The organism is Rhodospirillales bacterium (assembly GCA_023898765.1).
GTDB lineage: Bacteria > Pseudomonadota > Alphaproteobacteria > Micavibrionales > Micavibrionaceae.
The window spans coordinates 396,699-420,950 of sequence record CP060238.1; the positions used below are offsets into that span (position 1 = coordinate 396,699).

At 52.6% G+C, this 24,252-nt stretch carries 27 protein-coding genes; 13 read left to right on the top strand and 14 right to left on the bottom strand.

The genetic code is table 11. The features are described from left to right. Positions 1–24 precede the first annotated feature (24 nt). Positions 25–789, bottom strand: a complete 765-nt coding sequence (locus H6853_01970; GenBank protein ID USO04066.1) for an SDR family NAD(P)-dependent oxidoreductase — start codon at positions 787–789, stop codon at positions 25–27. Positions 790–867: 78 nt separating this feature from the next. On the opposite strand from H6853_01970, the gene gmk reads away from it, so the two are divergent. Beyond that, entirely contained in the window at positions 868–1,509 is a 642-nt protein-coding gene (gmk, locus tag H6853_01975; protein USO04067.1) for a guanylate kinase, read from the top strand. Here gmk and rsmA read toward each other — a convergent pair. After that, positions 1,506–2,333, bottom strand: coding sequence for a 16S rRNA (adenine(1518)-N(6)/adenine(1519)-N(6))-dimethyltransferase RsmA (rsmA, locus tag H6853_01980; GenBank protein USO04068.1), 828 nt, complete (start codon positions 2,331–2,333; stop codon positions 1,506–1,508). The two genes, gmk and rsmA, sit on opposite strands and share 4 nt — an antisense overlap. After that, positions 2,326–3,282, bottom strand: coding sequence for a peptidylprolyl isomerase (locus H6853_01985; GenBank protein USO04069.1), 957 nt, complete (start codon positions 3,280–3,282; stop codon positions 2,326–2,328). The genes rsmA and H6853_01985 overlap by 8 nt, the downstream gene beginning before the upstream one ends. A 165-nt stretch (positions 3,283–3,447) precedes the next feature. On the opposite strand from H6853_01985, the gene H6853_01990 reads away from it, so the two are divergent. Beyond that, entirely contained in the window at positions 3,448–4,356 is a 909-nt protein-coding gene (locus tag H6853_01990) for a DUF1223 domain-containing protein (protein USO04070.1), read from the top strand. Here the strand turns inward: H6853_01990 and H6853_01995 are convergent. The 4 genes from H6853_01995 to H6853_02010 all read right to left on the bottom strand — a co-directional run bounded on the left by H6853_01995 (position 4,334) and on the right by H6853_02010 (position 9,391). Further along, complete coding sequence (locus H6853_01995) at positions 4,334–6,598, bottom strand: UvrD-helicase domain-containing protein (protein ID USO04071.1); 2,265 nt, start codon at positions 6,596–6,598, stop codon at positions 4,334–4,336. The two genes, H6853_01990 and H6853_01995, sit on opposite strands and share 23 nt — an antisense overlap. Before the next feature lie 54 nt (positions 6,599–6,652). Then, entirely contained in the window at positions 6,653–7,714 is a 1,062-nt protein-coding gene (locus H6853_02000) for a GGDEF domain-containing protein (protein USO04072.1), read from the bottom strand. Between the two features lie 163 nt (positions 7,715–7,877). Next, complete coding sequence (locus H6853_02005; GenBank protein ID USO04073.1) at positions 7,878–8,462, bottom strand: TIGR00730 family Rossman fold protein; 585 nt, start codon at positions 8,460–8,462, stop codon at positions 7,878–7,880. A gap of 8 nt (positions 8,463–8,470) precedes the next feature. Next, entirely contained in the window at positions 8,471–9,391 is a 921-nt protein-coding gene (locus H6853_02010; GenBank protein ID USO04074.1) for a DUF1311 domain-containing protein, read from the bottom strand. 85 nt (positions 9,392–9,476) lie between these two features. On the opposite strand from H6853_02010, the gene H6853_02015 reads away from it, so the two are divergent. After that, a complete protein-coding gene (locus H6853_02015) occupies positions 9,477–10,217 on the top strand; it encodes a phosphatidylserine decarboxylase (protein ID USO04075.1) in 741 nt (246 codons plus the stop codon). A 41-nt stretch (positions 10,218–10,258) separates the two neighbouring features. Then, on the top strand, positions 10,259–11,161 hold the full coding sequence (gene pssA / locus H6853_02020) for a CDP-diacylglycerol--serine O-phosphatidyltransferase (GenBank protein USO04076.1): 903 nt from the start codon (positions 10,259–10,261) through the stop codon (positions 11,159–11,161). Positions 11,162–11,210: 49 nt separating this feature from the next. Here the strand turns inward: pssA and H6853_02025 are convergent, their stop codons facing one another. The 3 genes from H6853_02025 to H6853_02035 all read right to left on the bottom strand — a co-directional run bounded on the left by H6853_02025 (position 11,211) and on the right by H6853_02035 (position 14,096). Beyond that, entirely contained in the window at positions 11,211–11,657 is a 447-nt protein-coding gene (locus H6853_02025) for a hypothetical protein (protein USO04077.1), read from the bottom strand. Positions 11,658–11,667: 10 nt separating this feature from the next. Further along, on the bottom strand, positions 11,668–12,459 hold the full coding sequence (locus H6853_02030) for a hypothetical protein (protein ID USO04078.1): 792 nt from the start codon (positions 12,457–12,459) through the stop codon (positions 11,668–11,670). A 149-nt stretch (positions 12,460–12,608) separates the two neighbouring features. Further along, on the bottom strand, positions 12,609–14,096 hold the full coding sequence (locus H6853_02035) for a YifB family Mg chelatase-like AAA ATPase (GenBank protein USO04079.1): 1,488 nt from the start codon (positions 14,094–14,096) through the stop codon (positions 12,609–12,611). 131 nt (positions 14,097–14,227) lie between these two features. Between H6853_02035 and H6853_02040 the strand changes: the two genes are divergently transcribed. Next, positions 14,228–14,845 (top strand): hypothetical protein, encoded by a 618-nt coding sequence (locus tag H6853_02040; protein USO04080.1) that lies wholly within the window; start codon positions 14,228–14,230, stop codon positions 14,843–14,845. A gap of 70 nt (positions 14,846–14,915) precedes the next feature. Beyond that, the gene (locus tag H6853_02045) at positions 14,916–16,190 is read left to right on the top strand and encodes a hypothetical protein (protein USO04081.1); all 1,275 of its coding nucleotides are present in this window, start codon (positions 14,916–14,918) and stop codon (positions 16,188–16,190) included. Here H6853_02045 and H6853_02050 read toward each other — a convergent pair. Further along, on the bottom strand, positions 16,187–16,549 hold the full coding sequence (locus H6853_02050) for a histidine triad nucleotide-binding protein (protein USO04082.1): 363 nt from the start codon (positions 16,547–16,549) through the stop codon (positions 16,187–16,189). The two genes, H6853_02045 and H6853_02050, sit on opposite strands and share 4 nt — an antisense overlap. 59 nt (positions 16,550–16,608) lie before the next feature. Between H6853_02050 and hisA the strand changes: the two genes are divergently transcribed. From hisA to H6853_02080, 6 genes are all read left to right on the top strand, one after another. Further along, complete coding sequence (gene hisA, locus H6853_02055; protein ID USO04083.1) at positions 16,609–17,325, top strand: 1-(5-phosphoribosyl)-5-[(5-phosphoribosylamino)methylideneamino]imidazole-4-carboxamide isomerase; 717 nt, start codon at positions 16,609–16,611, stop codon at positions 17,323–17,325. Between the two features lie 104 nt (positions 17,326–17,429). Continuing rightward, the gene (locus tag H6853_02060) at positions 17,430–17,843 is read left to right on the top strand and encodes a hypothetical protein (protein USO04084.1); all 414 of its coding nucleotides are present in this window, start codon (positions 17,430–17,432) and stop codon (positions 17,841–17,843) included. After that, complete coding sequence (gene hisF / locus H6853_02065) at positions 17,843–18,607, top strand: imidazole glycerol phosphate synthase subunit HisF (protein USO04085.1); 765 nt, start codon at positions 17,843–17,845, stop codon at positions 18,605–18,607. The genes H6853_02060 and hisF overlap by 1 nt, the downstream gene beginning before the upstream one ends. Positions 18,608–18,609: 2 nt before the next feature. Continuing rightward, positions 18,610–18,936 (top strand): phosphoribosyl-ATP diphosphatase, encoded by a 327-nt coding sequence (locus H6853_02070; GenBank protein ID USO04086.1) that lies wholly within the window; start codon positions 18,610–18,612, stop codon positions 18,934–18,936. A gap of 184 nt (positions 18,937–19,120) precedes the next feature. Continuing rightward, positions 19,121–19,645, top strand: coding sequence for a PAS domain S-box protein (locus H6853_02075; protein USO04087.1), 525 nt, complete (start codon positions 19,121–19,123; stop codon positions 19,643–19,645). Next, positions 19,614–20,933 carry a hypothetical protein gene (locus H6853_02080; protein ID USO04088.1) on the top strand — a complete coding sequence of 440 codons (1,320 nt, stop codon included), beginning with the start codon at positions 19,614–19,616 and terminating at the stop codon, positions 20,931–20,933. The genes H6853_02075 and H6853_02080 overlap by 32 nt, the downstream gene beginning before the upstream one ends. A gap of 58 nt (positions 20,934–20,991) precedes the next feature. On the opposite strand, the gene H6853_02085 is transcribed toward H6853_02080, so the two are convergent. Beyond that, a complete protein-coding gene (locus H6853_02085) occupies positions 20,992–21,555 on the bottom strand; it encodes a GNAT family N-acetyltransferase (protein ID USO04089.1) in 564 nt (187 codons plus the stop codon). Positions 21,556–21,595: 40 nt separating this feature from the next. Beyond that, positions 21,596–22,270, bottom strand: coding sequence for an imidazole glycerol phosphate synthase subunit HisH (gene hisH, locus H6853_02090; GenBank protein USO04090.1), 675 nt, complete (start codon positions 22,268–22,270; stop codon positions 21,596–21,598). Positions 22,271–22,332: 62 nt separating this feature from the next. Between hisH and hisD the strand changes: the two genes are divergently transcribed. Continuing rightward, positions 22,333–23,637, top strand: coding sequence for a histidinol dehydrogenase (gene hisD / locus H6853_02095; GenBank protein USO04091.1), 1,305 nt, complete (start codon positions 22,333–22,335; stop codon positions 23,635–23,637). Here hisD and hisB read toward each other — a convergent pair. Next, positions 23,632–24,228: an imidazoleglycerol-phosphate dehydratase HisB gene (hisB, locus tag H6853_02100; protein USO04092.1), complete on the bottom strand. Its 597-nt coding sequence runs from the start codon at positions 24,226–24,228 to the stop codon at positions 23,632–23,634. The genes hisD and hisB overlap by 6 nt on opposite strands. Positions 24,229–24,252: the final 24 nt, after the last annotated feature.

Below are 24,252 nucleotides of genomic sequence, written 5' to 3' on the forward strand. Positions count from 1 at the left end.
AATAAATCCACAAAACATGTAATATTATTTTTCTGGAAACCGCTTCAGGATTTTTTGGGCCAGAGCATCCGGCAGGATGGATATAAACCAGGACATGAAATGCATCTGCCACGGAAACGCGATCCGGCCCCTGTTCCGGGCCAGGCCCTTCGCGATGATACAGGCGGCCTTGTCTGCCTCCATAAAAAACGGCATCGGAAAATCGTTCTGGTCCGTCATGCGGGACCTGACAAACCCCGGACAAATCACATTGATTTTAACGCCCGTATGCGCCACGGCTCCCCGCAAAGCTTCCCCGTAAAACCGCACCGCGCCCTTTGAGGCGCTGTAAGAAGGCGCCCCCGGCCAGCCCCGAAATCCGGCCAGAGAACTCATCAGGGCAATTTGCCCGAAATGTCTGGCAACCATGCGGGGCAAAATCGGCTGCACGGTGTTCAAAACACCGATGACATTTACATCAAAAACCGAGCGGGCCTGCGCGACCGGCTCCCCGTTTTCATATCCCGCGCCGCCACCGGATATGCCCGCATTTGCGATCACAAGGTCCAGCGGCTTTTTTTCATCTACAGAAAGAATCCACTCTGCCAGCATTGTTTCATCCGTCACATCCAGTACCGCCGTTTCAACATCGGCGCCTTTGGCCCGGCAGGCCGCCGCCACGCTTTCCAGACGGCCTGCATTCCTGCCGCAAAGAAACAGGCGGACGCCGCTTTTTGCATAATATAATGCGAGCGCCTCCCCGATCCCGCTGGAGGCGCCTGTAATGAGAATTGTTTTGGGCAAAATCATGGGAAAAGTTTAGGCGATCTGTCGATAAAAATGAAGAGCCCCTTTGCACACGCCCGCTGCGCCCGTTATAGTTCTCTTATGAGTGACTCTCTCAAACTAACGCGCCGCGGCCTGATGTATGTCCTGTCTTCCCCTTCCGGGGCAGGCAAGACCACCATTACCCGCGCCCTCCTGAAACAGAATGAAGATCTGGACGTTTCCGTTTCCGTGACCACCCGTCCCCGCCGGCCCGGGGAGGTACAGGGACAGGATTATTCTTTTGTCGATATCCCGACCTTCAACGAAATGATCGACAACGGCGAGTTTCTGGAACATGCGAAAGTCTTCGGGCATTATTACGGGACCCCCCGCGAATCCGTTGAAAAATCGATGGCCGCAGGACATGACGTAATTTTTGACATCGACTGGCAGGGCACCCAGCAATTGCGGGAAATGGCGCGGGATGACCTGGTCACTGTCTTTATCCTTCCTCCTTCCGCACAGGAACTCGAAAGGCGGCTGCGCTCCCGCGGGCAAGATACGGAAGAAAACATTACGTACCGGATGAACAAAGCCTCGGATGAAGTCACCCATTACTCGGAATACGACTATGTCATTATCAACAAGGATATTGATGTCGCCCTTGGAAAAGCGCAAATGATCCTGCACGCGGAACGCCTGAAACGATGGCGCCTCACTGGCTTGTCCGATTTTGTGCGCGGACTGAAAGACGGGCTTTAAAGCCGCTTTGCCAAAGAAACATAATCTGCCACGCTTAAATCTTCCGCGCGCAAAGACGTGTTCATCCCCATCTCTTCCATAAGAGGCAAATATTCCTTTAAGGACGAACGGACCATCTTGCGCCGCTGGCCAAAGGCGGCGGCCGTCAGGGACTCCAACGCGGCAAAAGCAGGCTGCTGCGGCTCTTTTTCCTTCGGAATAAAATGCACAACGGTAGAGCTCACTTTTGGCGGCGGCGTAAAAGCGCCGGGCGGAAGGGTCATCACTTTCTTAACATGGCACAACCATTGCGCCAGAACGGACAGCCGTCCATAAGCCTTTGTTTTCGGGAGTGCCGCCAGACGGTCCGCGACTTCCTTTTGGAACATAAGCGTCATGGAGTTAAACAGGGCAGGCGTTTCATGAATCTGGCACAGCCATCCCACCAGCAACGGCGTCGCAATGTTATAGGGCAGATTAGCAACAATTTTAAACGGTTTTTTATTGGCAATCGACAACAAATCAACAGACAGCGCATCGGCCTCTATAACTTCCACCCGCCCTTCGGAAACCTCCACAAGACTCTGCAACGCAACGATTGCCCTTGGATCACATTCAATGGCGATAATCTTTTTTGCACCGGCCTTTAAAAGCCCTCTGGTCAGGCCGCCGGGCCCCGGCCCGATTTCAAAAACGGTGACCCCGGACAAATCCCCGGCAAAGCGGGCAATTTTGTCGGTCAGGTTCAGATCCAGAAGGAAATTCTGCCCCAGAGATTTTTCCGCACGCAAATCATGCGCACGAATAATTTCACGCAATGGGGGAAGGGATTGGAAATCAGACACGTTTATCTATAAACGCAGAGGATTTTAAATCGAAAAGATAGCGCTGCTGCAATTTATCCAAACGGGAAAACCCGATCTGGTTGGCCAGTTCATCCTTGGAAGGAAGATTTTCCGCCGCGATAATCCGCTTTTTCTGGAGCTGAAGAATATGATACCCCACTTGCGTTTTTATCGGGGCGCTTACAGCCCCTTCCTCCAGCGTTGCAAGGGCTTCCCCCAGCGCCGTATCAAGCTGCTGCTCCTGAACCCAGCCGATAAGACCGCCGTTTTTGGCCCCGGCCGATTTTGAAAACTGGGACGCCACCGCATGAAAAGGCGCCTTCTGAGATTTTATTTCCTGAACCAGCTTATTAGCCAATTGCCGGACCTCGGATTCGTTTTTGGGGTCCTCCGTAGGCAGATATATTTCCGATACAAAAAATTCCGTTTTTCCGACATTCTTTTTGAGACGCTCCATTTGCGCTTCCACGTCATTCCGGCTTACATCGACCTTGGGACGCAGGACAAGCTGGATAACCTTGCTCCAGGCAATTTGCGCTTCAATCTGATGAAGCAATGTCTGCTTTGGAACGCCTTGCTGGCGCATAATCTGTTCGAACTCTTCCGGCGTAAACTTGTTCTGATCGGCAATCTCCCTAAGCCCCGCCTGAACCTCCTCCGCCGTCACTTCAATGTCGTTTCTGGTTGCCTCCTGAATTTTTATATACTCCTCGATCAGGCTATCCAGAACCTGAGGCAATACTTTTGCCTGCATTTCCTGCGTATTGGGAAGACCAGAGGAAACCAGAAGCAGGCGCATTCGATCCTGTACGTCTACTTGAGAAATCGCCCCTTCATTGACAACAGCCACGATCATTGTCTTTTGTTCGGCAAATGCAAAAGGCGGTGCAAAATACCCCGACAATGCCGCAAAAAAAACAGAAAAAATAAGACTTTTATACGTTCCCATAAGAACCCCTCATTGCCCTCGAAACCCACTGTAGTTTCAAATCACCTGAATTTCAAACTGGAAATACGTCTAATTTTAGGGCATTTTCAGGCGGCAAAACGGCAAAACGCCTTTGGCCTCCTCTTAAAGTATGATTTTTCACACGTTTTCTGGCACAATGAACCCATGATATTTTTTTCTAAAAAACGTCCCCTTTTACGGTTCTGGCCTGTTGTGATTGCGGCCTTATGCATAACCGCCTTCTTATGGCCCGAAAAAAACGCCCGGGCCCAGATCGCCGACGACACAAACAGTACGTGGATTGATGAAGAGCACCCGGTCGTGGTCGAACTTTTCACATCTTCAAACTGCAGCGCCTGTATGCTGGCCGACCGGATGCTTTATGACGTTTCCCAAGAGAAAAATGTCATCGCCTTGGGCTGCCACATCGACTACTGGGATAAAAGCACCCCGAAAGACCCTAAAAACCTCGAGGCCTGTACATACCGCCAGTGGTCATACCGCAGTTCCGGCAGAATGGATGAAACCGAAGTCAGCATCCCCCATTTCATGGTGAATGGACGCTATAGTCTTCGCGGTTCGGATATTCGAAGCCTTTACAGCATCCTGAAGGGGGAAAAAGAATCCTCTCTCCCAAAACCTTCTTTTATCCATATGAAATGGAAGGATAAGGATACGCTTCTGATTGAAATGCCTCAGGCAATGGATGAAATTCATAAAAAAGGCTCTTCCAGCGTCTGGCTCATCCGGTATCAGGATTACATCATACAGAAAATGACAAAAGGAGAGGTCGCCGGACGGGTCCTGCGTTTCACAAATGTGGTCCAGGATATAAAACACATCGCCAAATGGCATGGGGATAAACGCACCATCGAGGTGGATGTTCCGATGCCGCCCGGCGGGAAAGACCGCGGGGGATATGTCGCCGTTATCCATGAAACGCACGGCGCGAAAGTTCTGGCCGCAGGAAAAGTGCGGGACTACAAACTCAGAAAAAAGAAAAAGAACCCCGATACCCTGCCGGAAAATAAAGAAGATGCGGCGCCGGTTTCTACGCCGATGCTGCCTGAATAAAACTGTCCATCACGCGTTTATGCCCGCTTTTGTCAAAAGCAATATCAAGCTTGCTTCCCTCGACATGAATAACCGTGCCCATGCCAAACTTGTCGTGAAAAACGCGGTCTCCCGACGCAAAAGGTTTTGGACGCCCTTCTCTTTCTTCGTCCCGGCGGGAAGAGGCGTGCGGAACGGGAGACACGCCGCTTGAATCCCAGTGCTGTGAACGGCCCGGCGTATAAAGCCCGGTTTCTGCATGCGCCGCAATATGACCTTCCGGCAGTTCGTCCACAAACCGGGAAGGAATGGCATTCACCCATTGCCCGTACATGCGCCGGTTCGCCGCAAAGGAAATATAAGCTTTTTTACGCGCCCGCGTTATCCCGACATAGGCCAGCCGCCGTTCTTCCTCCAGCCCCTTGATGCCGCCCTCGTCCATCGTCCTTTGCGAAGGAAACAAGCCTTCCTCCCAGCCCGGCAGAAAAACGGCATCAAACTCCAATCCTTTGGCCCCGTGCAAAGTCATCAGCGTGACGCACGCGCCTTGCGCCTTATCCTGATTTTCCAAAACCAGCGCGACATGTTCTAAAAATTCATCCAGACTTTCATAATCCTCCATGCCGGAGACAAGTTCTTTTAAGTTTTCCAGCCTCCCCGGCGCATCGGGAGATTTGTCGCCTTTCCACATCTGCACGTAACCGGATTCATCCAGAACAAGTTCTGCCAGCGCCGCATGAGGCATTGTCGACACAAGCCCCCGCCAGCGTTCGAAATCATCCAGCAATTTCATCAAGGTAGAACGGACCTTCGGACGCAGTTCTTCGGTTTGCGTCAAATCCGCCAGCGCAACATAAAGGCTGATCCCCTTGGCGCGCGCGTGCGCGTAAAGCGTTTGCACGGTGGCATCCCCGATTCCCCGCTTGGGAGTATTGATAATCCGCTCCAGCGCCAGATCGTCATCGGGCTGCCGCACCACGCGCAAATAAGCCAGCGCATCGCGCACCTCTTTACGTTCATAGAAACGGGGGCCCCCGATAACGCGATAGGCCAGCCCAAGCTGGATAAAACGTTCTTCAAACTCCCGCATTTGAAACCCGGTGCGAACCAAAACCGCCATTTGATCGAGGGACCAGCCCTTGTTTTGCAGGTTTTCGATTTCTTCCCCGACCCACCTGGCTTCGGACTCGCCATCCCAAAGGCCGCGCACTACAACTTTTTCACCGTCCCCTGCGCTTGTGAACAAATCCTTTCCCAGACGGCCTTCGTTATGCGCGATAACCGCGTTTGCCGCCGAAAGAATATGCCCTGTCGAGCGGTAATTTTCTTCCAGCCTGACAATTCTGGCCCCCGGAAAATCGCGTTCGAAGCGCAAAATATTTTCCACCTCCGCGCCCCGCCAGCCATAGATGGACTGGTCATCGTCCCCCACGCAGCAAATATTATTCGACCCCTTTGCGAGCAAACGAAGCCAGAGATACTGGGCGACGTTCGTATCCTGATACTCATCCACCAGAATATAACGGAAGCGCCGGTGATAATCCGCCAAAATGCCCGCATTCTCCGGGTCTTTTAAAATCGTAATTACATGAAGCAGCAAATCACCGAAATCGCAGGCATTTAAAGCCTTCATTCTCTGTTGGTATCGGCCATATAACAAAACCAGCTTTCCCTCCGCGATATCCCCGCCTTCATTTGCCGACAAATCGGAAGGATTTTTTCCCTTGTCCTTAAAATCGTTCACGCGGACCGCGACCAGCTTGGGCGGGCATTTTTTGGTATCTATATTCTCCGCCTCCATAAGCTGCTTCAGCAACCGGATCTGGTCATCCTCGTCCAGAATGGTGTAATCGGACCTGAGCCCCACAAGGGCGGCATGCCGCCGGAGCATCCGCGCCGCCAGCGCATGAAACGTGCCCAGCCACCATCCTTCCACGGGCTGGCCGCCCAGAAGGGAAGACACGCGTGTTTTCATTTCCTGCGCCGCCTTGTTCGTAAAGGTCACAGCGAGTATCTGTCCGGGGAAGGCGCGCCCCGTCTGAAGAAGATATGCCAGCCGCGTCGTCAAAACCCGCGTCTTTCCCGTTCCCGCACCGGCCAGCACAAGCACAGGCCCTTCGGTCGCCTCTACCGCCTCAACCTGCGGGGCGTTCAGATTTTCAAAAGAAGGGGATGCCGGCCCCGCATCCCTGTTTGATGCGTCAGCCGCAACATTCCGAACGTCAAACCCGTCCGGCGCGTTGATATGCCGATGATCTTCCATGATTTATAAGTAAATGCAGCGTCCGTGCGGATCAAGGACGAAAAAGAAAAGAAATTAACCGGCTTCTTTTTCCCGTGCGGCTTCATGCGGCGTTGGCGCAGCAGCGACCTGATTCCGGCCATTATGTTTTGCCGTATAAAGCGCCGCATCGGCGCGCTCAATCAGGTTTTCAACCGATTCACCGCCATAATACTGGGCGACACCGACGGACATGGTAATCCGGCCGAGATTTTCCCCGCTCGCCCGGTTAATCACTTCCTTGTTTGCCAGAGATTTGCGCAAACTGTCCCCCACCGTTATACCGGCATTCATATTGGTGTTCGGCAAAACAATAACGAATTCCTCACCGCCGTAACGGGCGGCCAGATCTTTCCCTTTAACGCCGTCCGTAAGCGTATGGGCGACAAGACGTATAACCTGATCCCCGACCTGGTGACCGTAATTGTCATTAAAACTTTTGAAGTGGTCTATATCCAGCATCAGCAATGTCAGCGTTTCGCCTTCCTGAACACAGCGCGCCACCATACGCCGGACTTCTTCATCGAAGCATTTCCGGTTGGCAAGCCCTGTCAGTCCATCTGTCATCGCTTCCTTACGCACACGCTCCAGATCCTGTTTGAGCGCTTCCATCGCTACAGAAGATTTGTCAAGCTGCGCTTCCAGTTTCTTATTCTGCTGCGCCATCTTGGCCGTATCCTGAACGACACTGTCCATTATCTCTTTGAAGTCTTCCGGTGTTTCCACGCTGGCGATTTTCCGGCTGACCCCTTCCAGCGTGCCGCTATATTCAGACGTCGCAGACCTCATGTTATCCATCAGTCCGGAAACGTCCTGCAGGGTTGACTGGATTTGGTCGCCGGCTTTTTCAACAAGTTCCTGATTGCGTTTATCGCTTAGATATTTCTCGTACAGAAGGCGGCAATCGTCGTGCGTCACTTTTCCCGCCGTCTTTTTCAATTGGTCAATTTCGGCTTTAAGCTCCGTATTGATTTTGGCATAATAAGCATACCAAACTTCGAAATTACTCGGCGCCGGCGGAATTCCGTCCTGCTTCAAGCGGGCAAAGGCTTTTTCGGCCACACCGCTTGCAAGGTCTATGTCATGATCGTAAAGCACGTTTAAAAATTAAATCCCTTAGAAAATTCCAGACAAAACATGAGGTTAATTAAACACCTGCGGTCACATGGATGAAAGGGAAAAGTGCCTCTCTTTCATCCTTTTCTATCCTACACCTTATATGATTAACCCCCAATTAATACGTTATGAAAAACAAGCACGTTTATATCCATTTGGTCTGAGGATCAAACTTTGCGTTCGGCGCCGTTTTCAGCGCTTTCGGCACATCTTCGACATCATCAACAACAACAAATAATTCTTTATCCTCGGGCCGCATAAAACCGGTGGCGGAAATATTGTCAATCGCTTCCAGAAGCTTTGTCCAGTATCCTTCAATATTCACAATCACAATCGGCTTGTCATGCAGCCCAAGCTGTTTCCATGTCAAAAGTTCAAAAAGCTCATCCAGCGTCCCCAAACCGCCTGCCAAAACGACAAAGGCGTCCGAGCTGTCAACCATCTGCTGTTTTCGCACGTGCATGGAACCCACAACATGAAGTTCGCTCAACCCCTTATGCTGCACTTCGCGGTCCTGAATATGTTCCGGAATAATCCCGATAACCCTGGCCCCCTTTTCCAGCGCCGCATCCGCCACCAGCCCCATCAGACCGACACGCCCGCCGCCATAAACGACATCCCACTTTTCCCGCGCCAAAATCGCGCCAAGACCTGTCGCCACTTTTTTATAAACATCGTCCACCCGCGAAGAAGACCCGCAATACACACAAACAGATTTGATGTCCTTCATTGAAATTCCTACTTTTCTTTCCTTGTTTTTTCTTCAGTTGTTTTTTCTTCCGGGATTTCCTCCGGCTCAATCTCATATGTTTTTCCAGACCATATCACGGAGACAGGATCACACCCCTTTGGCGCAAGCGTCAGCCGGGCACCGCATTTTTTGTTTTCTTCCGGCTCTTCTTTCGCCTCTTGCGAAGAAGAATCCCCCTCTTCGGAAATTTCCTCCTGTACGCTCAAAGAGGCAGAGGCGCTGCAAATATCCGTTCCCACAACAAAAGGCAAAATATACGTTTGAGGCCGGCCTGTCGGCGGATTTTCAGCAATGGCAAGCATGAGCGTCAAACCGTGGGCTTTGGGTCCTTTTTCGCCTTCTCCGGTCGAAACATCGTCCAGTTCGCCGGCAAGCAAACCCGTCATCACCATTTCGTTTTCGCTGTCACAATCCAGGTCAGCCCGCAATCTTTTGCCGTAACTCCAGAAAACCTCCGGCTTGTCTTTCGCCAGAACATTCATCCAGCGTGGGAAACCTCCAAATTTTTGCGCATATCCTTCCATCTCTTCATCGACGATCATCGCCGCCAGAAGATCCGCCCTGTCCTCACTCATACGGGCGAGGCAGGAAAGCTTATTCACCCGTTCCAGAGAGCTGACTTCCGTTTGTCTGGACTCCCATTCGCACTGGCCGTCGCGGTAAGCCAACCAGTCTTTTTGCAAAACCCGAAGACTTTCCAAATTCTCCCCTTCCAGCGCCGCCGAAAGTTTTTCATATGATTTATTGAGTCGGTTTTGGGCCCAGCCCAAATGACGGTTTAGACATCTTACCGTCGCCGCCGTACTGTCGCTTCCCGTACAAAAGGCGCTGTGATCCGCCGCTATAACCGCCGTAGAGGCCGTAACGATAAAAAAAAGGGTCGCGCTCAAAAGAATTTTTGCCAACATGTTCTAAAGATCCCTGGGGGAGGTATATATCCAGCTTTATTTATACCCTATGAAAGTTTTCTAGAACAGCTATAATCCTGTCCTTATGAGCACAAACACAACAGAAAATAACAAAACCCTTCTCTCAACCATCAAGGAAACGGTTTTGGTTCCGATCCATCCCGCCGGATATCCCTTTATCCTCGGGGGGGCCGTGATTACCTTCGTTTGCTTCCTTATCTGGGAACTGCTTGGGGTCCTGGCCCTGATCCTTACCTTTTTTTGCGTCTATTTTTTCCGCGATCCCGTCCGCATAACGCCGCAGCGAAAGGGGCTGGTCATTTCCCCGGCCGACGGGCGCGTTTGCGCGATCACTGAAGGCCTGCCGCTCCCGCCCGAGCTTGGCGGGAAAAAGGAAGATACGGATTACACACGTATCAGCATCTTCCTGTCCGTTTTCGATGTTCATGTGAACCGGGTTCCCATTGACGGAAAAATTATCAAAACGGCCTACAACCCCGGAAAGTTTTTAAATGCCGAACTCGATAAGGCGAGCCAGTATAACGAGCGCGCCAGCGCCTTGCTGGAACTGGAAGACGGCCGTCAGGTGGGCTTTGTACAAATTGCAGGACTTGTGGCGCGCAGGATTGTCACCTCACTGACCGAAGGCGACGAAGTTGAAGCCGGCGAAAGATACGGCCTGATCCGTTTTGGCAGCCGCGCCGATATTTACCTTCCTGAAGATGTCGCGCCGCTTGTCTGCGTCGGGCAATATGCGATTGGCGGAGAAACCGTGCTGGCCGATATGGACGGAACAGAGCCGCCGCGCGAAGGCAAAGCGCAGTAAAAACAACGCGGCAAGACCGAATAACAGGAGGACAAACAAACATGTCTGTCACTGAGATCAAGAAGCCCCCTTCAAAAGACCTTCCGGAAACGTCCAAAGGAAAACACGGACAGCTGGGCCTGCATCGTCTCATTCCGAATCTTCTGACGCTCATGGCGCTTGCCGCAGGGTTAACGGCCATTCAGGTGGCGCTGGAAGGAAATTGGGAACGCGCCGTGATTGCCGTTTTAATCGCCGCTATTCTGGACGCGCTGGACGGTGCCGTTGCGCGCCTTTTAAACGCCACAAGCGATTTCGGGGCAGAGCTGGACAGCCTCTCGGACTTTCTGGCATTCGGCATTGCGCCGGCCGTTATTCTCTATACATGGATCCTTGAGGACGCCGGAAAGATCGGCTGGATCGCCATGCTGGTCTATGCCGCCGCAACAGCCCTGCGGCTGGCGCGTTTTAATGTCATGCGGGATACGGCCAGACCGGACTGGAAACGCGGCTTTTTCTCCGGTATTCCTGCTCCTGCCGGCGCCGGGCTGGCCCTTTTGCCCCTCATCATATGGCTGCAATTCCCGCAATTTTTCGAACAGTTTGCCTTTGCCACGCCTTTTGCAGGGCTTTGGGTTATTCTTGTCGCCGCGCTTATGGTCAGCCGCATTCCGACATGGTCTTCCAAACAAATCAAAATTCCGGCCAAAATGGGAATGCCTGCGCTGGCTTTCGGCGCGCTGGTGATTGCCGCCCTCATTCAGGCGCCGTGGCAAACGCTCAGCCTTTCCGCGCTGATCTACATGGCAAGCATCCCTTTTGCCATTCGTCACTTCCTGCGCCTGCAGGCCCGCTATGAAGATGCCGAAGACCTGGCCGATCTGGCCCTTGGCACCCTTTCCCTTGAAGAGCTTTCCGATCGAAAAGCGCGGGAGAAAGCCCGGACGGAGAAAAAAGAAACATAAAAAACCCGCGCCGTGCACAACGGCGCGGATCACATTTTCTTTAAAACGATCAGGAAAAAGCCAGCGTCCGGGGTCCGGCCGTATCCAGAGACGGTGACGGCACAGGTGCAGATGCTTCCGCTTTCGGTCCGCCGCCAAGCGCTTCGCGAAGTTCCGTCACTTCTTTGTTCAGAGCGCCGCATAGCTCCCCGAGGAGACTGCCTGCCCCCGGCTGCATACAGGTCAGACTGGAGCCTGTCTGCTCGGCATCCGCCGCCAGTTCAATTTTTTGGTTATTGTCCATGACAGGGGCCATCTGCGTCTGCATTTTCTGCCCCATTTCAGCAACAGATGTATTCGGATTAACGCGCACGCTGTCAAAAGCGCTGCGCATATTCACAGCCGGACTCTGCTGCGCCAAGTTTGGTCCGGTGGTCGCGGCTTTAAAATCCGCTGTTGCCGTCCACGATCTTGTGGAAGCATCTTCCGGTCCTGTAATTCCGTGTTCTGTAACCATTTTATTTTTCCTATACCATTGTCTCTTCTTCGATCACGTTGGTCGTCGGCCCCTTCGGCCCGCTTGAAAGATCAAAATTACGCTGCTGCATCATCGCAACCATATTTTTGGGACGGGATCCTGCCGTCATTGTCGCCCCGATTTCCGGAGCCGTGCGCATGATATGGCCTGCATAACCCTGCACCCCGCGCTCGGCCGCATAAACATTACCGGCAGCGAGGTCCTTTTGTTTCGTAAGCGTCTGCGTTTGCTCCAGCGCCACATTTTTTCTGGCGGCCAGCGCCATCTTTTTTGTCGCTTTAAAATCGTCTTCTTTGGGGAACATGTTTCCCCCTGTCCGATAGGCCTCACCAAGACCGTATTTGCTGCTTTCGCTATCGATTAACGTTTGCGATGTTCTTCCTGTCATGGCCCACTGATCCGCCGTTTGGGCGCGGGACGAAATCATCCCGCCCATCTTTTTCGATATGCCCGCAAGATCGACCCCCTTCGCCGCATCAATGCGCTCGGACGCCATTTTCATTAAATCAGCCGCGCCGCCAACGCCCGCAGCCTGCATCGCCATACCGGAATAAACTTCAAACTCGGGACTGTCCGCCGCAGCAGGCGTCTTCGATTCCGCGTCAGGAGAATCGCCGCCTTTGCCTTTGGCCGAAGGATCATCCAGAACAGCCGCTTCCCGCGCCGCCGTTTCGATCTGCGCCCTTGCCGTTCTGATTTCCTGCTCGCCGCTGCCACCCAAAGCGCGCCTGGCATCGCTGACTTCCGCCAAAGAAGATCCATCCGTCACATCGTAAGGCATCTAAATCCGTCCTTTTATAATATCTGTTTCCATCAACATTAATGGCATTTGTCTAACATTCCCTTAACGTATTAAGGATACCGCAAACGGAGAGGAAAAAACAAATTTGGCCGGAAATTATTGTTATTTTACAAAATGTTAATAAGGTATTAACGGCGGTAAGACAGGGATTCCGCGATATGGGCTTCCCCAAGCGTTTCGAAGTCCCCCTCCAAATCGGCGATGGTCCGGGCCACGCGCAAAACCCGGTGATAGGCCCGCGCCGAGAGCCCCATACGTTCAGCCGCTTGATCCAAAAGGGTTTTTGCCCCTTTTTCGAGCGGCGCAACTTCCTCCAAAACATCTGCAGGCAAATAAGCATTTATCTGCGCGCTGTGCCTTTTTTCCTGCCTTTCCCGCGCTTTTGCGACGCGGCCGGCCACTTTTGCGGACGACTCGCCGGACAGCCCGCTTAAATCGCTGATCTTCACAGCCGGAACATCGGCCTGGATATCAATCCGGTCCAAAAGCGGGCCGGAAAGTTTTGCCAGATAATCCATACCGCAGCGCGGCGCCTTGGTACATTCGGTTTCCGGCGATCCCAGATAACCGCAGCGGCAGGGATTCATCGCCGCAACAAGCTGGAACCGGGCGGGATATGTGACATGCGCATTGGCCCGCGCAACCAGGGCCTTTCCGCTTTCGAGCGGCTGGCGCAAAGCCTCTAGCGTGCCGCGGGCAAATTCCGGCAGTTCGTCCAGAAACAAAACGCCGTGATGCGCAAGCGAAATTTCACCGGGCCTGACTTTATGCCCTCCGCCCACCAGAGCCGGCAACGAAGCGGAGTGATGAGGATCCCTGAAGGGCCGCACTTTCATCAATCCCCCTTCCGGAAGCGTTCCCGCCAGCGAATGAATCATTGAAACTTCGAGAGCTTCGTGCGGCGAAAGCGGCGGTAAAATACCCGGCAGGCAGGATGCCAGCATCGACTTTCCCGATCCCGGCGGGCCGCTCATCAAAAGATTATGCCCGCCCGCCGCAGCCACCTCCAGAGCGCGGCGGGCCGTTTCCTGCCCCTTTACCTGCGCAAGATCGGGCACGACAGCCGCAGCCGAATCCACAATTTTTGCTTCGGGCGCAGTCAGGACCTGCGTGCCTTTGATATGATTAATCACCTGTAAAAGATTGGCAGGGGCCAATATATTCAAATCGCCAGCCCACGCCGCTTCACCGCCGCAGCTTTCCGGACAGATCAGGGAATTGTCATTGGCGCTGGCATGAATGGCCGCAGGCAGGACACCCGCCACAGAGCGAATGCCCGCGTCCAGAGACAACTCCCCAAGCACCACATATTCTTCCATTTCCTCTTTCGGCAAAACACCCATCGCCGCCAGCAGCCCCAACGCGATCGGCAAATCGAAATGGGAGCCTTCCTTGTTCAGGTCCGCGGGCGCAAGATTCACCGTCAGGCGTTTTGCCGGCAAAGAAATGCCAAGCGCATGAAGCGCCGAACGCACACGCTCTTTGCTTTCCGCCACCGCCTTATCCGGCAGCCCCACGATTGTAAATGCAGGCAGGCCGCTGGAAATCTGCACCTGCACATCCACCCGCTGAACATCGACGCCGCAAAAGGCCACTGTATTAATGCGCGCTACCATTCCTCCTGTATCGCACAGAAAAACCCAAAAAAGAAGAGCGTTAACGCCTCCTTCATTTTTGTTTAAGGGATTGTTCATACCTGCCGCTGTATAAAAGAAACGCAAGACACGAAGCGCAGGATTTCAAACCCATGTCTATCTTAAGCGAAAACGAACTGGCCCTTTTACACACGCAGCTGACCGTCCCTATGGTCGCAGGCGATATCATTTATGACGACCTTCAAATGGAAGAAGACGTGCAGTACGCCCTGCATGAAACCTTGAGCGACCTGGACCCGGATTCCGCCTTATTGGCCATTGCCTTATCCGCAAAACACATCGCCCTGAAGTTCACAAAGGAATCCTCTCTGGCCACGGCCCTGAGCATCGAGGCCAGCAAACTCATCGACGATTACGCCCCCGAATGGATCGCCAATTATCAGGGCGGGCCGGTGAACGAAGACAAGCTTTATGATACGCTGCGGCACATTCCCGAAGACCTGGAATCCCTGGCAGACTTGCTTGAATCCTTGCGCTGTAACATGGACCGGGCCAAAAAATCAATCGCCATGCTCTGCGATATCCTCTCGATACAGGCCCGCGCCCATATGGAGATCGCAGGCTATATTCTGGACGAGCTTGAAAAACGTTTTTCAGGCGAAAGCGCGCAGGGAGAAGGAGAAAGCGGACTTTATTCCATGGCCGGATTGCCGGAAAAACGGCCGCATAACGATAACATCATTCTCTTTCCCGTCCATCTGCGCCGTTAAAAAACGCTGGACAAAAGAATTTTACATAGATAGACTTCTGTTTCTTCCAACTGGATTATGTTGATCTGGAATGAACAGGCCCGCGCCCAACCATCAAAGAGAAACGATTATCGAAAGCCCGCGAGGCGCAAAAATCCTGCCCCGCCAAAGTCCTGATAACAATCCGCCCCTTTTTCATTATTTTTTCCATCTGGACGAAAGATTTGCGGGCGTCGGCGATTTTAAAGACAAATGGGGCGATATTCCGAACGATCCCTTTAACGCCAAAGGTTATGCGCTGATTCTAAACAAAACCCTTCGCTTTGTACAAAGATTCCAGGGGCCCGAGAGCGATAAAAGAGCGCTCTATAATTATGTTCAAAACAATCTGAATATTTGGGAACAAGCAGCCATATCACAAATTTCAGACTTCAGGGGCCAAACCGCCAGCCTAGCTTTGAACGGATTTTCCTATTTTCAACGGGAACCCTCGACAGATTTATGGGAAAAACTTGAAAGACAGATACTGCAAAACATCCGCAAAAACGATTTCGATAGCCAAAGCATCGCCCTGACTTTAAACGCCTATGCACATTTTGGACGAAACATGCCGGTTTTTTTGTGGAATGCCTTAAAAAAAGAGTTTGAAAAAAGAATCCAGGGCAAAGAAGCCGATGCACAAAACATCCGCAACAGTTTATATGCCTGCGCTATTCTGGACAATCTTTATCCCGATTCGGACTATCAGGACCTGGCGCTGTTTCTAAAAAAATATGCTCTCAAAAACATAGACGGAAAAAGAGCACGAAGGCAGGTTTTCGATTCTTTCCTGCATTTTGGCTGGACGTCGCCATGCGAATATCCGGGATCGGAAGGGATAACATCCTACAGCGAACAGCAGTTGAAACGCTGGTTCGACAAAGCCGGTTTTAACACAGAACGGCCTTCGAACCTCCTGCCGTATTTCGAAGATGCCGTTGATTTCCCAGCCCGAAAAAACGAGCAGACCCTTTTGGTTGAAAGAGACGGTCCCATGCATTTTCTGGCAGACCCAACACATCAGGACCCGGACAATCCGCGTTATAACGGATCGACCATCTTCCAGTCCCGTTTGATACACAGACAAAGACCGGACCTGCCGATCCTGCGCGTTCCGTACACCGTCGATACCTGCATAGGACAAAAAACTGTCACAAATCCTGATCTCCGAACCCAAATTCTCGAGTCTTTTGCCGCGCAGGTCAGGGCGCAGGGTCCGGGGATATATCGCGCTTTGTACGACAATAAACAGAACTTTACGATCGGGCGGCTGCGCCCCGATTTACAGCCGCGGCGAATGAGACACCAAGTCTTTTGCTTTCATTAGTCCCCTGCCAGCATCGGCCCCAGCGGCCGGCCTCCTAAAAGATGGACATGGTAATGCGGCACCTCCTGCCCGCCATGCCCGCCCGTATTGGCAATGACGCGAAAGCCCCTTTCCTCCAAATTCAGATCTTTTGAAAGTTTTCCAATGGCGCGGGCCAGTCCGGTAATTTCTTCGGAGGACGCCCGTGCGCCGAAATCATCGATGGAACGATAAGGCCCTTTTGGAATAACCAGAACGTGAACGGGCGCCTTGGGCATAATATCGTTGAACGCCAGCACATAATCATCTTCGTAAACCTTGTCGCAGGGAATTTCCCCCCGCAGGATTTTTGCAAAAATATTGCTTTCGTCATAGGCCATGGACATTTTCCTCCTCGTTGCTTAGAACCGATAAAAACACAAGTGAGAACAAAGACGCTATGATTATTTACCCCGCCATTGATTTGAAAGACGGAAAATGCGTTCGCCTCTACAAGGGAGAGATGGATCAGGATACGGTCTATAATGACGACCCGGCGGCGCAGGCCCTGACATGGGCCCGGGCAGGGTTTTCATGGCTGCATGTTGTGGACCTCAACGGCGCCTTTGAAGGAAAATCCGTCAATGCGGATGCCGTGACCGGCATTCTGGCTTCGACAGACCTGCCCGTTCAGCTTGGCGGCGGCATTCGGTCTCTCAAGCAAATCGAGCACTGGCTGGCCCAGGGCGTCAGCCGCGTCATTCTCGGCACGACGGCCGTCCGCGACCCCGGACTGGTGCAACAGGCCTGCGCTCTGTTTCCCGGCCAGATTGCCGTCGGGATTGACGCCCGCAAAGGGCTGGTCGCCGTGGAAGGCTGGGCGGAAGCCTCCGATATAACCGCCATTGATCTGGCGCAAAAATTTGAAGATTGCGGCGTGGAGACGATTATTTATACGGATATCGATCGGGACGGCACAGGAGAGGGCCTCAATATGGACTCCACCCGGCAACTCGCGCAAAATACGAAAATTCCGGTCATTGCGTCCGGCGGCGTGGGATCTTTGGAAGACGTACGTGCCGTACGTGCCGCGGAATCCACCGGGATCGAAGGCGTCATTATTGGAAAAGCGCTGTATGACGGACGAATTGACGCGGCGGAAGCGTTGAAACTCTAGTGTTTACATATTCTTTTTTCTTGCTTTCCCGGACAGTTTCCGTCATAGAAAGAAGCAAAATTTCAAAGCCCCAAACGGCAAAAACAGAGTAGGAAATAAAAAATATGTTTAGAAAACACACGAGTCTCTTCGATGCGTGGATGGCGGCCGCAAACGACGCCTTTGCCACTGCAACCGGACAAAGGCCGCAAGGACAAATTATAAGCCGCCTCTCCAATAAAATATGTAGTGCCTACAACCAACTGACACAAGCCGCACGGGCAGACACCGGGTTTGATATAAAATCTGATCGAGCGCTTCAAATCGTGGAAAAAATCCTTCCGAAAAACATCCGGCAAGAGACCCCCCGGGATGAAAATCTTCAAATTGCAAGAGCTGTTTTAACAGGCTTCGAACAGGCCAGAACAGGAAGTTTTGAGCTCAACCCCTTCCCCAAACCCCCCTCTGCGGCACAAACGCGGGAAGATATCCTAAAAACACTTAAATCACTCCCTCCTGCCCTGCGCCCCGCCGGATAATGCTCAAAGCCCGCATCATCCCCTGTCTGGACGTCAATGAAGGCCGCGTTGTCAAAGGCGTGAACTTTGTGGACCTGATCGATGCAGGCGATCCGGTGGAACAGGCCAAAATCTACAACGACCAGGGCGCGGACGAGCTCTGTTTCCTGGACATCACCGCCACCCATGAAAAAAGAGACACCATACTGGAAATCGTCTCCCGCACGGCCGAGCAGATATTCATGCCCCTCACCGTTGGCGGCGGCGTGCGCAATCTGGACGATATCCGGAACCTTCTGGAAGCCGGCGCGGACAAAATTGCCGTTAATTCTGCCGCCATCAAAAACCCGGAGTTTATTCGGGAAGCTTCCACCAAATGTGGCAATCAATGCATTGTGGTCGCGATTGACGCCAAATCCACCGGTCAAAACAAATGGGAAATCTTTACCCATGGGGGCCGCCAGCCTACCGGCATTGACGCCGTGGCGTGGGCAAAGCGTATGGCCGACTACGGCGCCGGCGAAATCCTCCTCACCTCCATGGACCGGGACGGGACAAAAGCAGGATTCGATATCGCGCTGACGCGCACGATTTCCGACGCCGTTTCTATTCCCGTGATTGCCTCCGGCGGGGTTGGAACGTTGGAACATATGGCGGAAGGCATTCAGGAAGGTCATGCCAGCGCTGTCCTTGCCGCTTCCATTTTTCACTTCGGCGAATACACTATTGCCGAGGCCAAGCGCTATATGGACGAACATAATATTCAGGTGCGGGAGACGGCTTAAAAATGGGTGATGATATCCTTAAAAGACTTTATAATGTTCTGGAAGAGCGCAAAACCGCCGATCCGGATACATCTTATGTGGCCTCCCTCTATCAAAAGGGCACGGGTAAAATCGCTCAAAAAGTCGGAGAAGAGGCGGTTGAAACAATTATCGAAGCCCTGCAAAATAATCGGGACAGATTGAAGGAAGAATCGGCGGATCTCTTGTTTCACCTCATGGTTTTATGGGCCGATGCCGGACTCAAACCCGAAGAGATACTCAGCATTCTTGAAAAGCGCTTCGGGACAAGCGGCCTGGATGAAAAAGCCGCCCGAACCGAAATTAAATAAAACAGCCGCTTGATCTTTATCCAAACTTCTTCCATACTCGGAAACCTGTGTCCTTCTTTGTTTCTCGCGTATCCTGCGTATGTATTCTTTTTCTTTAGAGGAAAGCTCATCCCACATATTTGTGATAGCGTGTTGTTGATAGAAAAATCCAAGCGAAGGAAACAAAAAAGGAAAAAAAACAGATATGGATACCTCCTTAACGGGCGTTGAACGAACATTCGACAAAAATGAAATCATCGTCAGCAAAACAAATCTGAAAGGTCATATTACCTACGCCAACCGGGTCTTTTTACGGCTGGCAGGTTATGACGAAAAAACCGTTATCGGCGCACCGCACAGCCTGATTAGACATCCGGAAATGCCCCGCTGCATTTTCAAGCTTCTTTGGGACACGTTGGGAGAAGGCAAAGAAATTTTTGCCTACGTAAACAACCGCAGCGCGAACGGCGACAATTACTGGGTTTTGGCACACGTCACTCCCAGCTTTGACGCGAACGGCAGTGTCAGCGGATACCACTCCAACCGCCGGGTTCCGGATAGAAGAGTTCTGAACGATACGATTATCCCGCTCTATGACTCGCTGCTTGCGGAAGAAAACAAACATTCCAGCCGTAAAGACGGCATGAACGCCGCTGGCGAAATGCTCGGCACCATTTTAAAAGAGAAAGGACTGGCTTATGATGAATTTATCTTCTCTCAGCTTGGTTAAAATTTGCAGTGCCGCGACGATTTCCTTCGCAATCCTGACTGTTTTTATGATCTGGTTTTCGCCTTTTGAGGCCGCCGAGGAAATGTCCAGCGCCCTGTGCGCGGCAACAGGAATTCTTTCCATGTATTTCGTCGGGAAAGCAAACAAAGCCGTCAAGGATGCAACGGATATCTGCAGGAGACTCGAAAACGGGGATTTTGAAGCGCGGCTGATAAATATTTCCGAACAGGGTGATCTGGGTGAGCTGCTCTGGTCTATCAATGAGATGACAGACCGGACGGACGCTTTTGTCCGGGAAGCCACAGCCTCCATGGACTATGTCAGCCGGAACCAGTATTTCCGCCGTATCCTGGAAAACGGGATGCACGGGACTCTCCTGCATGGCGCCATCACGATGAACAAGGCCACAGAGGCCGTCGCCGAAAAAATGGGCGGGTTCACCCGCGTTGCCGAATCTTTTGAAAAATCCCTGTCCGATGTGACAACCGAGATTCAGCAGACTGTTTCCATGCTCGAAACCGCCTCCAAAAGCATGGAAGCGGCCGTGGGAACGACCAATACGGAAGCCGACTCTGTTGTCGCCGTTTCGGACGACAACTCTGCCAGCGTTCAAACCATTTCTGCAGCGGCTGAAGAAATGTCCAGCGCGATTAAAGAAATCAGCCACCAGATGACGCAAACATCGGATATGGCAAAAACGGCTATTACCGAATCATCGCAGGCTGAAGAAAAAATCCAGCAGCTTGTCACAGCCGCAGAAAAGATTGACGCTGTCGTCTCGCTTATTCAGGACATTGCCGACCAGACCAATCTTCTGGCCTTGAACGCTACCATCGAATCCGCACGCGCCGGGGAAGCCGGAAAAGGTTTCGCTGTCGTTGCCAATGAAGTGAAAGGCCTGGCCGAACAAACGGCCAAAGCGACGCTGGATATTACCGAACAGGTCAAAACCATGCAGGTCATCAGCGAAGAGGCCGCAAGCGCCTTCACGCAGGTGCGGGACAAAATGGAAGCCATCGGACAGGCTGCCACCGGTGTCGCCGCCGCCGTGGAAGAGCAAACGGCCGCCGCGCAGGAAGTCGCCCGCGGCGCAGAACAGGCCTCCAGCGGAACCATGAATGTCGTGGAACGTATTCGGGGCATCAAGGACAGTGTCGGAAGCATCGACGAATCTTCCGATCAGGTTCAGCTCGTTACCGAAACGCTCACAACGCAATCCGCCCAGAAAATCAGCGGGCTGATTGACGAAATGGACCTGTTCATGACCGAACTGCGAAAAGTCGCCTAAAAGAAAAAATATGAAAGCAAGCTGCCGCGCCCCGTTTCAAAGGGAGCGGCGGCTTTTTTCAGGAAAAATAATCCGGATTGATGAGTTTGTAATAGTACCGGCTTTTAACGGTTTCTCCATTCACGCGCACGGAATAAGGGTGCAAACCGAACTCTTTATAGCCCATGCTTTCATACAGCCTGATTGCCGCGTCCATCGTCTCGCGCACATCCAGATTGACAACGGCATACCCCGCCTCACAGGCGCTGTGTTCAACCGTTTCCAAAAGCATTTTGGCCAGACCGTATCCCCGCGCCCAGGGCGCTATGAAATTTGTGGTCATATGAACGACGTGACTCTGCGCCTCGTTGTTTTTCGGCGGCAGGATTAATTGCGCCGTACCACATATTGTATTGTCCAGCCGCGCGACAAAAAGCCAGCGCGTCGGCGCCGCGATGACGCCCTGCCAATACCGCTCCAGAATATCCCTGGCCGGAAGCTCTACCCATCCAAACCCGCCGCCGCCTTCAATGGCAGCATCCGTCGCGTCGCAAAGATCGTTAAGATCGTTTTGTGAAAGAGGCTCAAGAACCCGCTGCACTGTAATCTTCGGTTCCTGCTTGACCTGTGTTGAATCGCTCATGACACCTCCCCGTATGTGTTCGGATTTTCTAAATTTTAAGTTACGGCGCCCAGCTTAAAAAATCCGAAATTAATTTTAAGCCGGCCTCCTGACTTTTTTCAGGATGAAACTGCACACCTATCATATTATCGCGCCCCACCACGGCGCTTACTTTTTCACCATATTGTGCGTATGCAAGCATGTGCCGGACCTCTTTACATTCAAACATGAAAGAATGAACAAAGTAAAAATGGATCGGCGTTTTACCGGAACTTTTTGTGACGCCCTGCAGCACGGGATGGGCGGCCCCTTCTTTTGTGCAGTGCACGTCATTCCATCCCATATGCGGAATTTTTAAAGAAGGATCCGAAGAGCGGATCGGGACAACCTCACCCGGAATCCAGCCAAGCCCCGCATGCATTCCATGTTCCAGTCCCCTCGTCGCCATAAGCTGCATCCCCACGCAGATACCCAGAAAAGGCACGCCGCGCTGCAAAACACGCTCCTCCAGCGCCTCAAGCATGCCATCCAGCGCGGCAAGACCGTTCATGCAATCGGCAAAGGCGCCTTGCCCGGGCAAAACAATCCGGTCGGCCCGGGCGACGTCTTCGGCCTCACGGGTCACCATAACCCTGGCCGGCAATTTCTCATCGGCGACCACCCATTCAAAAGCCTTGGCCGCAGAGCGTAAATTGCCGCTGCCATAATCTAAAACCGCGATTGTCTGATCTGTCATCTGTCTTGCGCTTCCTTTTAAGACATGCTTTATCTAGCGCAGTTTTTGGAGGATTTCCAGACATGAAAATCGGCTTTTACAAATGGAGCGAGACAGACAACGCAACAAAAGCGCGCATTCTGCAGCGCTCCGGCGCCAATATTGACGCCCTCACAGACCAAATCCGCCCGATCATTGAAAACGTGCGTCAAAACGGAGAATCGGCGCTCATCCAGTATGCAAAACAATTCGATCACGCGGATCTGTCTTGCCTGAAAGTAAGCGAAGACGAACTTAAAACGGCGCGGGCAACGCTTGATCCCGACCTCAAGGCCGCGATCGACCACTGCGCGGGCAACGTCCGGCGCTTTCATGAAGAGCAAATGCGCCGCGTAGAGCGTGAATGGTTCTTTGAAGTCGAACCGGGCGTTCTGGCGGGGGAAAAAGTGACCCCCATTTCTTCTGTCGGGCTGTACGTGCCCGGAGGAAAGAACCAGTACCCTTCCGCCGTTTACATGCTGGGCATTCCAGCCGTTCTGGCAGGGGTGGAACACATCGTCATGACCACCCCGCCGCGCCCCGACGGAACCGTTGGGAACGCGCTCCTTTACGCCGCCCAAATTTCGGGCATTCGGGACGTGTATAAGGTCGGCGGCGCACAGGCTATTGCCGCGCTGGCCTACGGCACGGAAAACATTCCGGCCGTTAAAAAAGTGCTGGGGCCGGGCAGCCCGTACGTGGCCGCCGCCAAACAGCTTCTTTCCGGCGAAATCGACCCCGGCATGCCGGCAGGACCTTCCGAATCCATTATCCTGTGCGATGAGAGCGCAGATCCACACAATACGGTGCTGGATATTCTGAATGAAGCGGAACATGGACCCGATTCTGCCGCTCTTTTGGTCACACATGACGAAAAACTCGCAAATTATGCGTTAAATCACCTGCCGGAGGCCATTTTATGCCTTCCGGAGCCCCAAAAAGGGTGGATTAAGACCAATATGGAAGCTTATAGCGGCATTATCCTGACCAAAAGCCTCGAAGAATCGATTAATTTTGCCAATATCTATGCCACCGAACATCTTTTGCTTAAAGTCAAGGCACCGGAAACCGTTCTCCCGCAGCTTAAAAATGCCGGGGAAATTCTGATCGGGGAAAATACCCCCTCGTCTCTCGGAAATTATGGAATCGGCGTGAATCACGTCCTGCCCACGAACGGAAAAGCGCACAGTTACAGCTGTACGTCTGTCTGGGACTTCCTGAAACGTACATCTCTGGCGCGCGTCAGCAAGGAAGGGCTTGAAACGCTTGCAGGCCCCGTCACCGCCCTCACGGATTATGAAGGCTTCCCCGCACATGGGGAAGCCGTTAGAAGCCGGAAAAAATTATAAAACGCCCTTGGTGCTGGGCAAAAGACCTTTGGCGCGCGGATCATGCGCCACAGCCATACGCAGCGCCTTGGCGAAGGCTTTAAAGACGCTTTCAATCATATGGTGGTTATTCTCGCCATATAAATTCTCACAATGCAGGGTCATGCCAGCCGCCTGCGCCAGAGAATGGAAGAAATGGCCGAAAAGCTCCGTTTCCATCGTCTCCCCGAGCCGGTCCAGCGTAAACTCAACCTGCCAGACGGAAAAAGGCCGGCCCGATAAATCCAGCGCCACACGGCTGAGCGCCTCGTCCATCGGCACATAGGCGTGCCCGAAACGGAAAATGCCGCTTTTATCGCCCAGCGCCTCGTGAATGGCTTCGCCCAGCGCCAGAGCGCTGTCTTCCACCGTATGATGGGCGTCAACTTCCAGATCACCCTTGCAATGCAGCTTCAGGTCAAAAAGCCCGTGCCGGGCAATTTGTTCGAGCATATGGTCAAAAAAAGGAAGCCCCGTGGAAATATCGGCCTGCCCGGTTCCGTCCAGATTGATGGAAACGGACAGATCCGTTTCCTTTGTCTTCCGCGCCTTGACAGCCGTGCGATCACTCATCTTTTTTTCCTCTTATTGGCGACA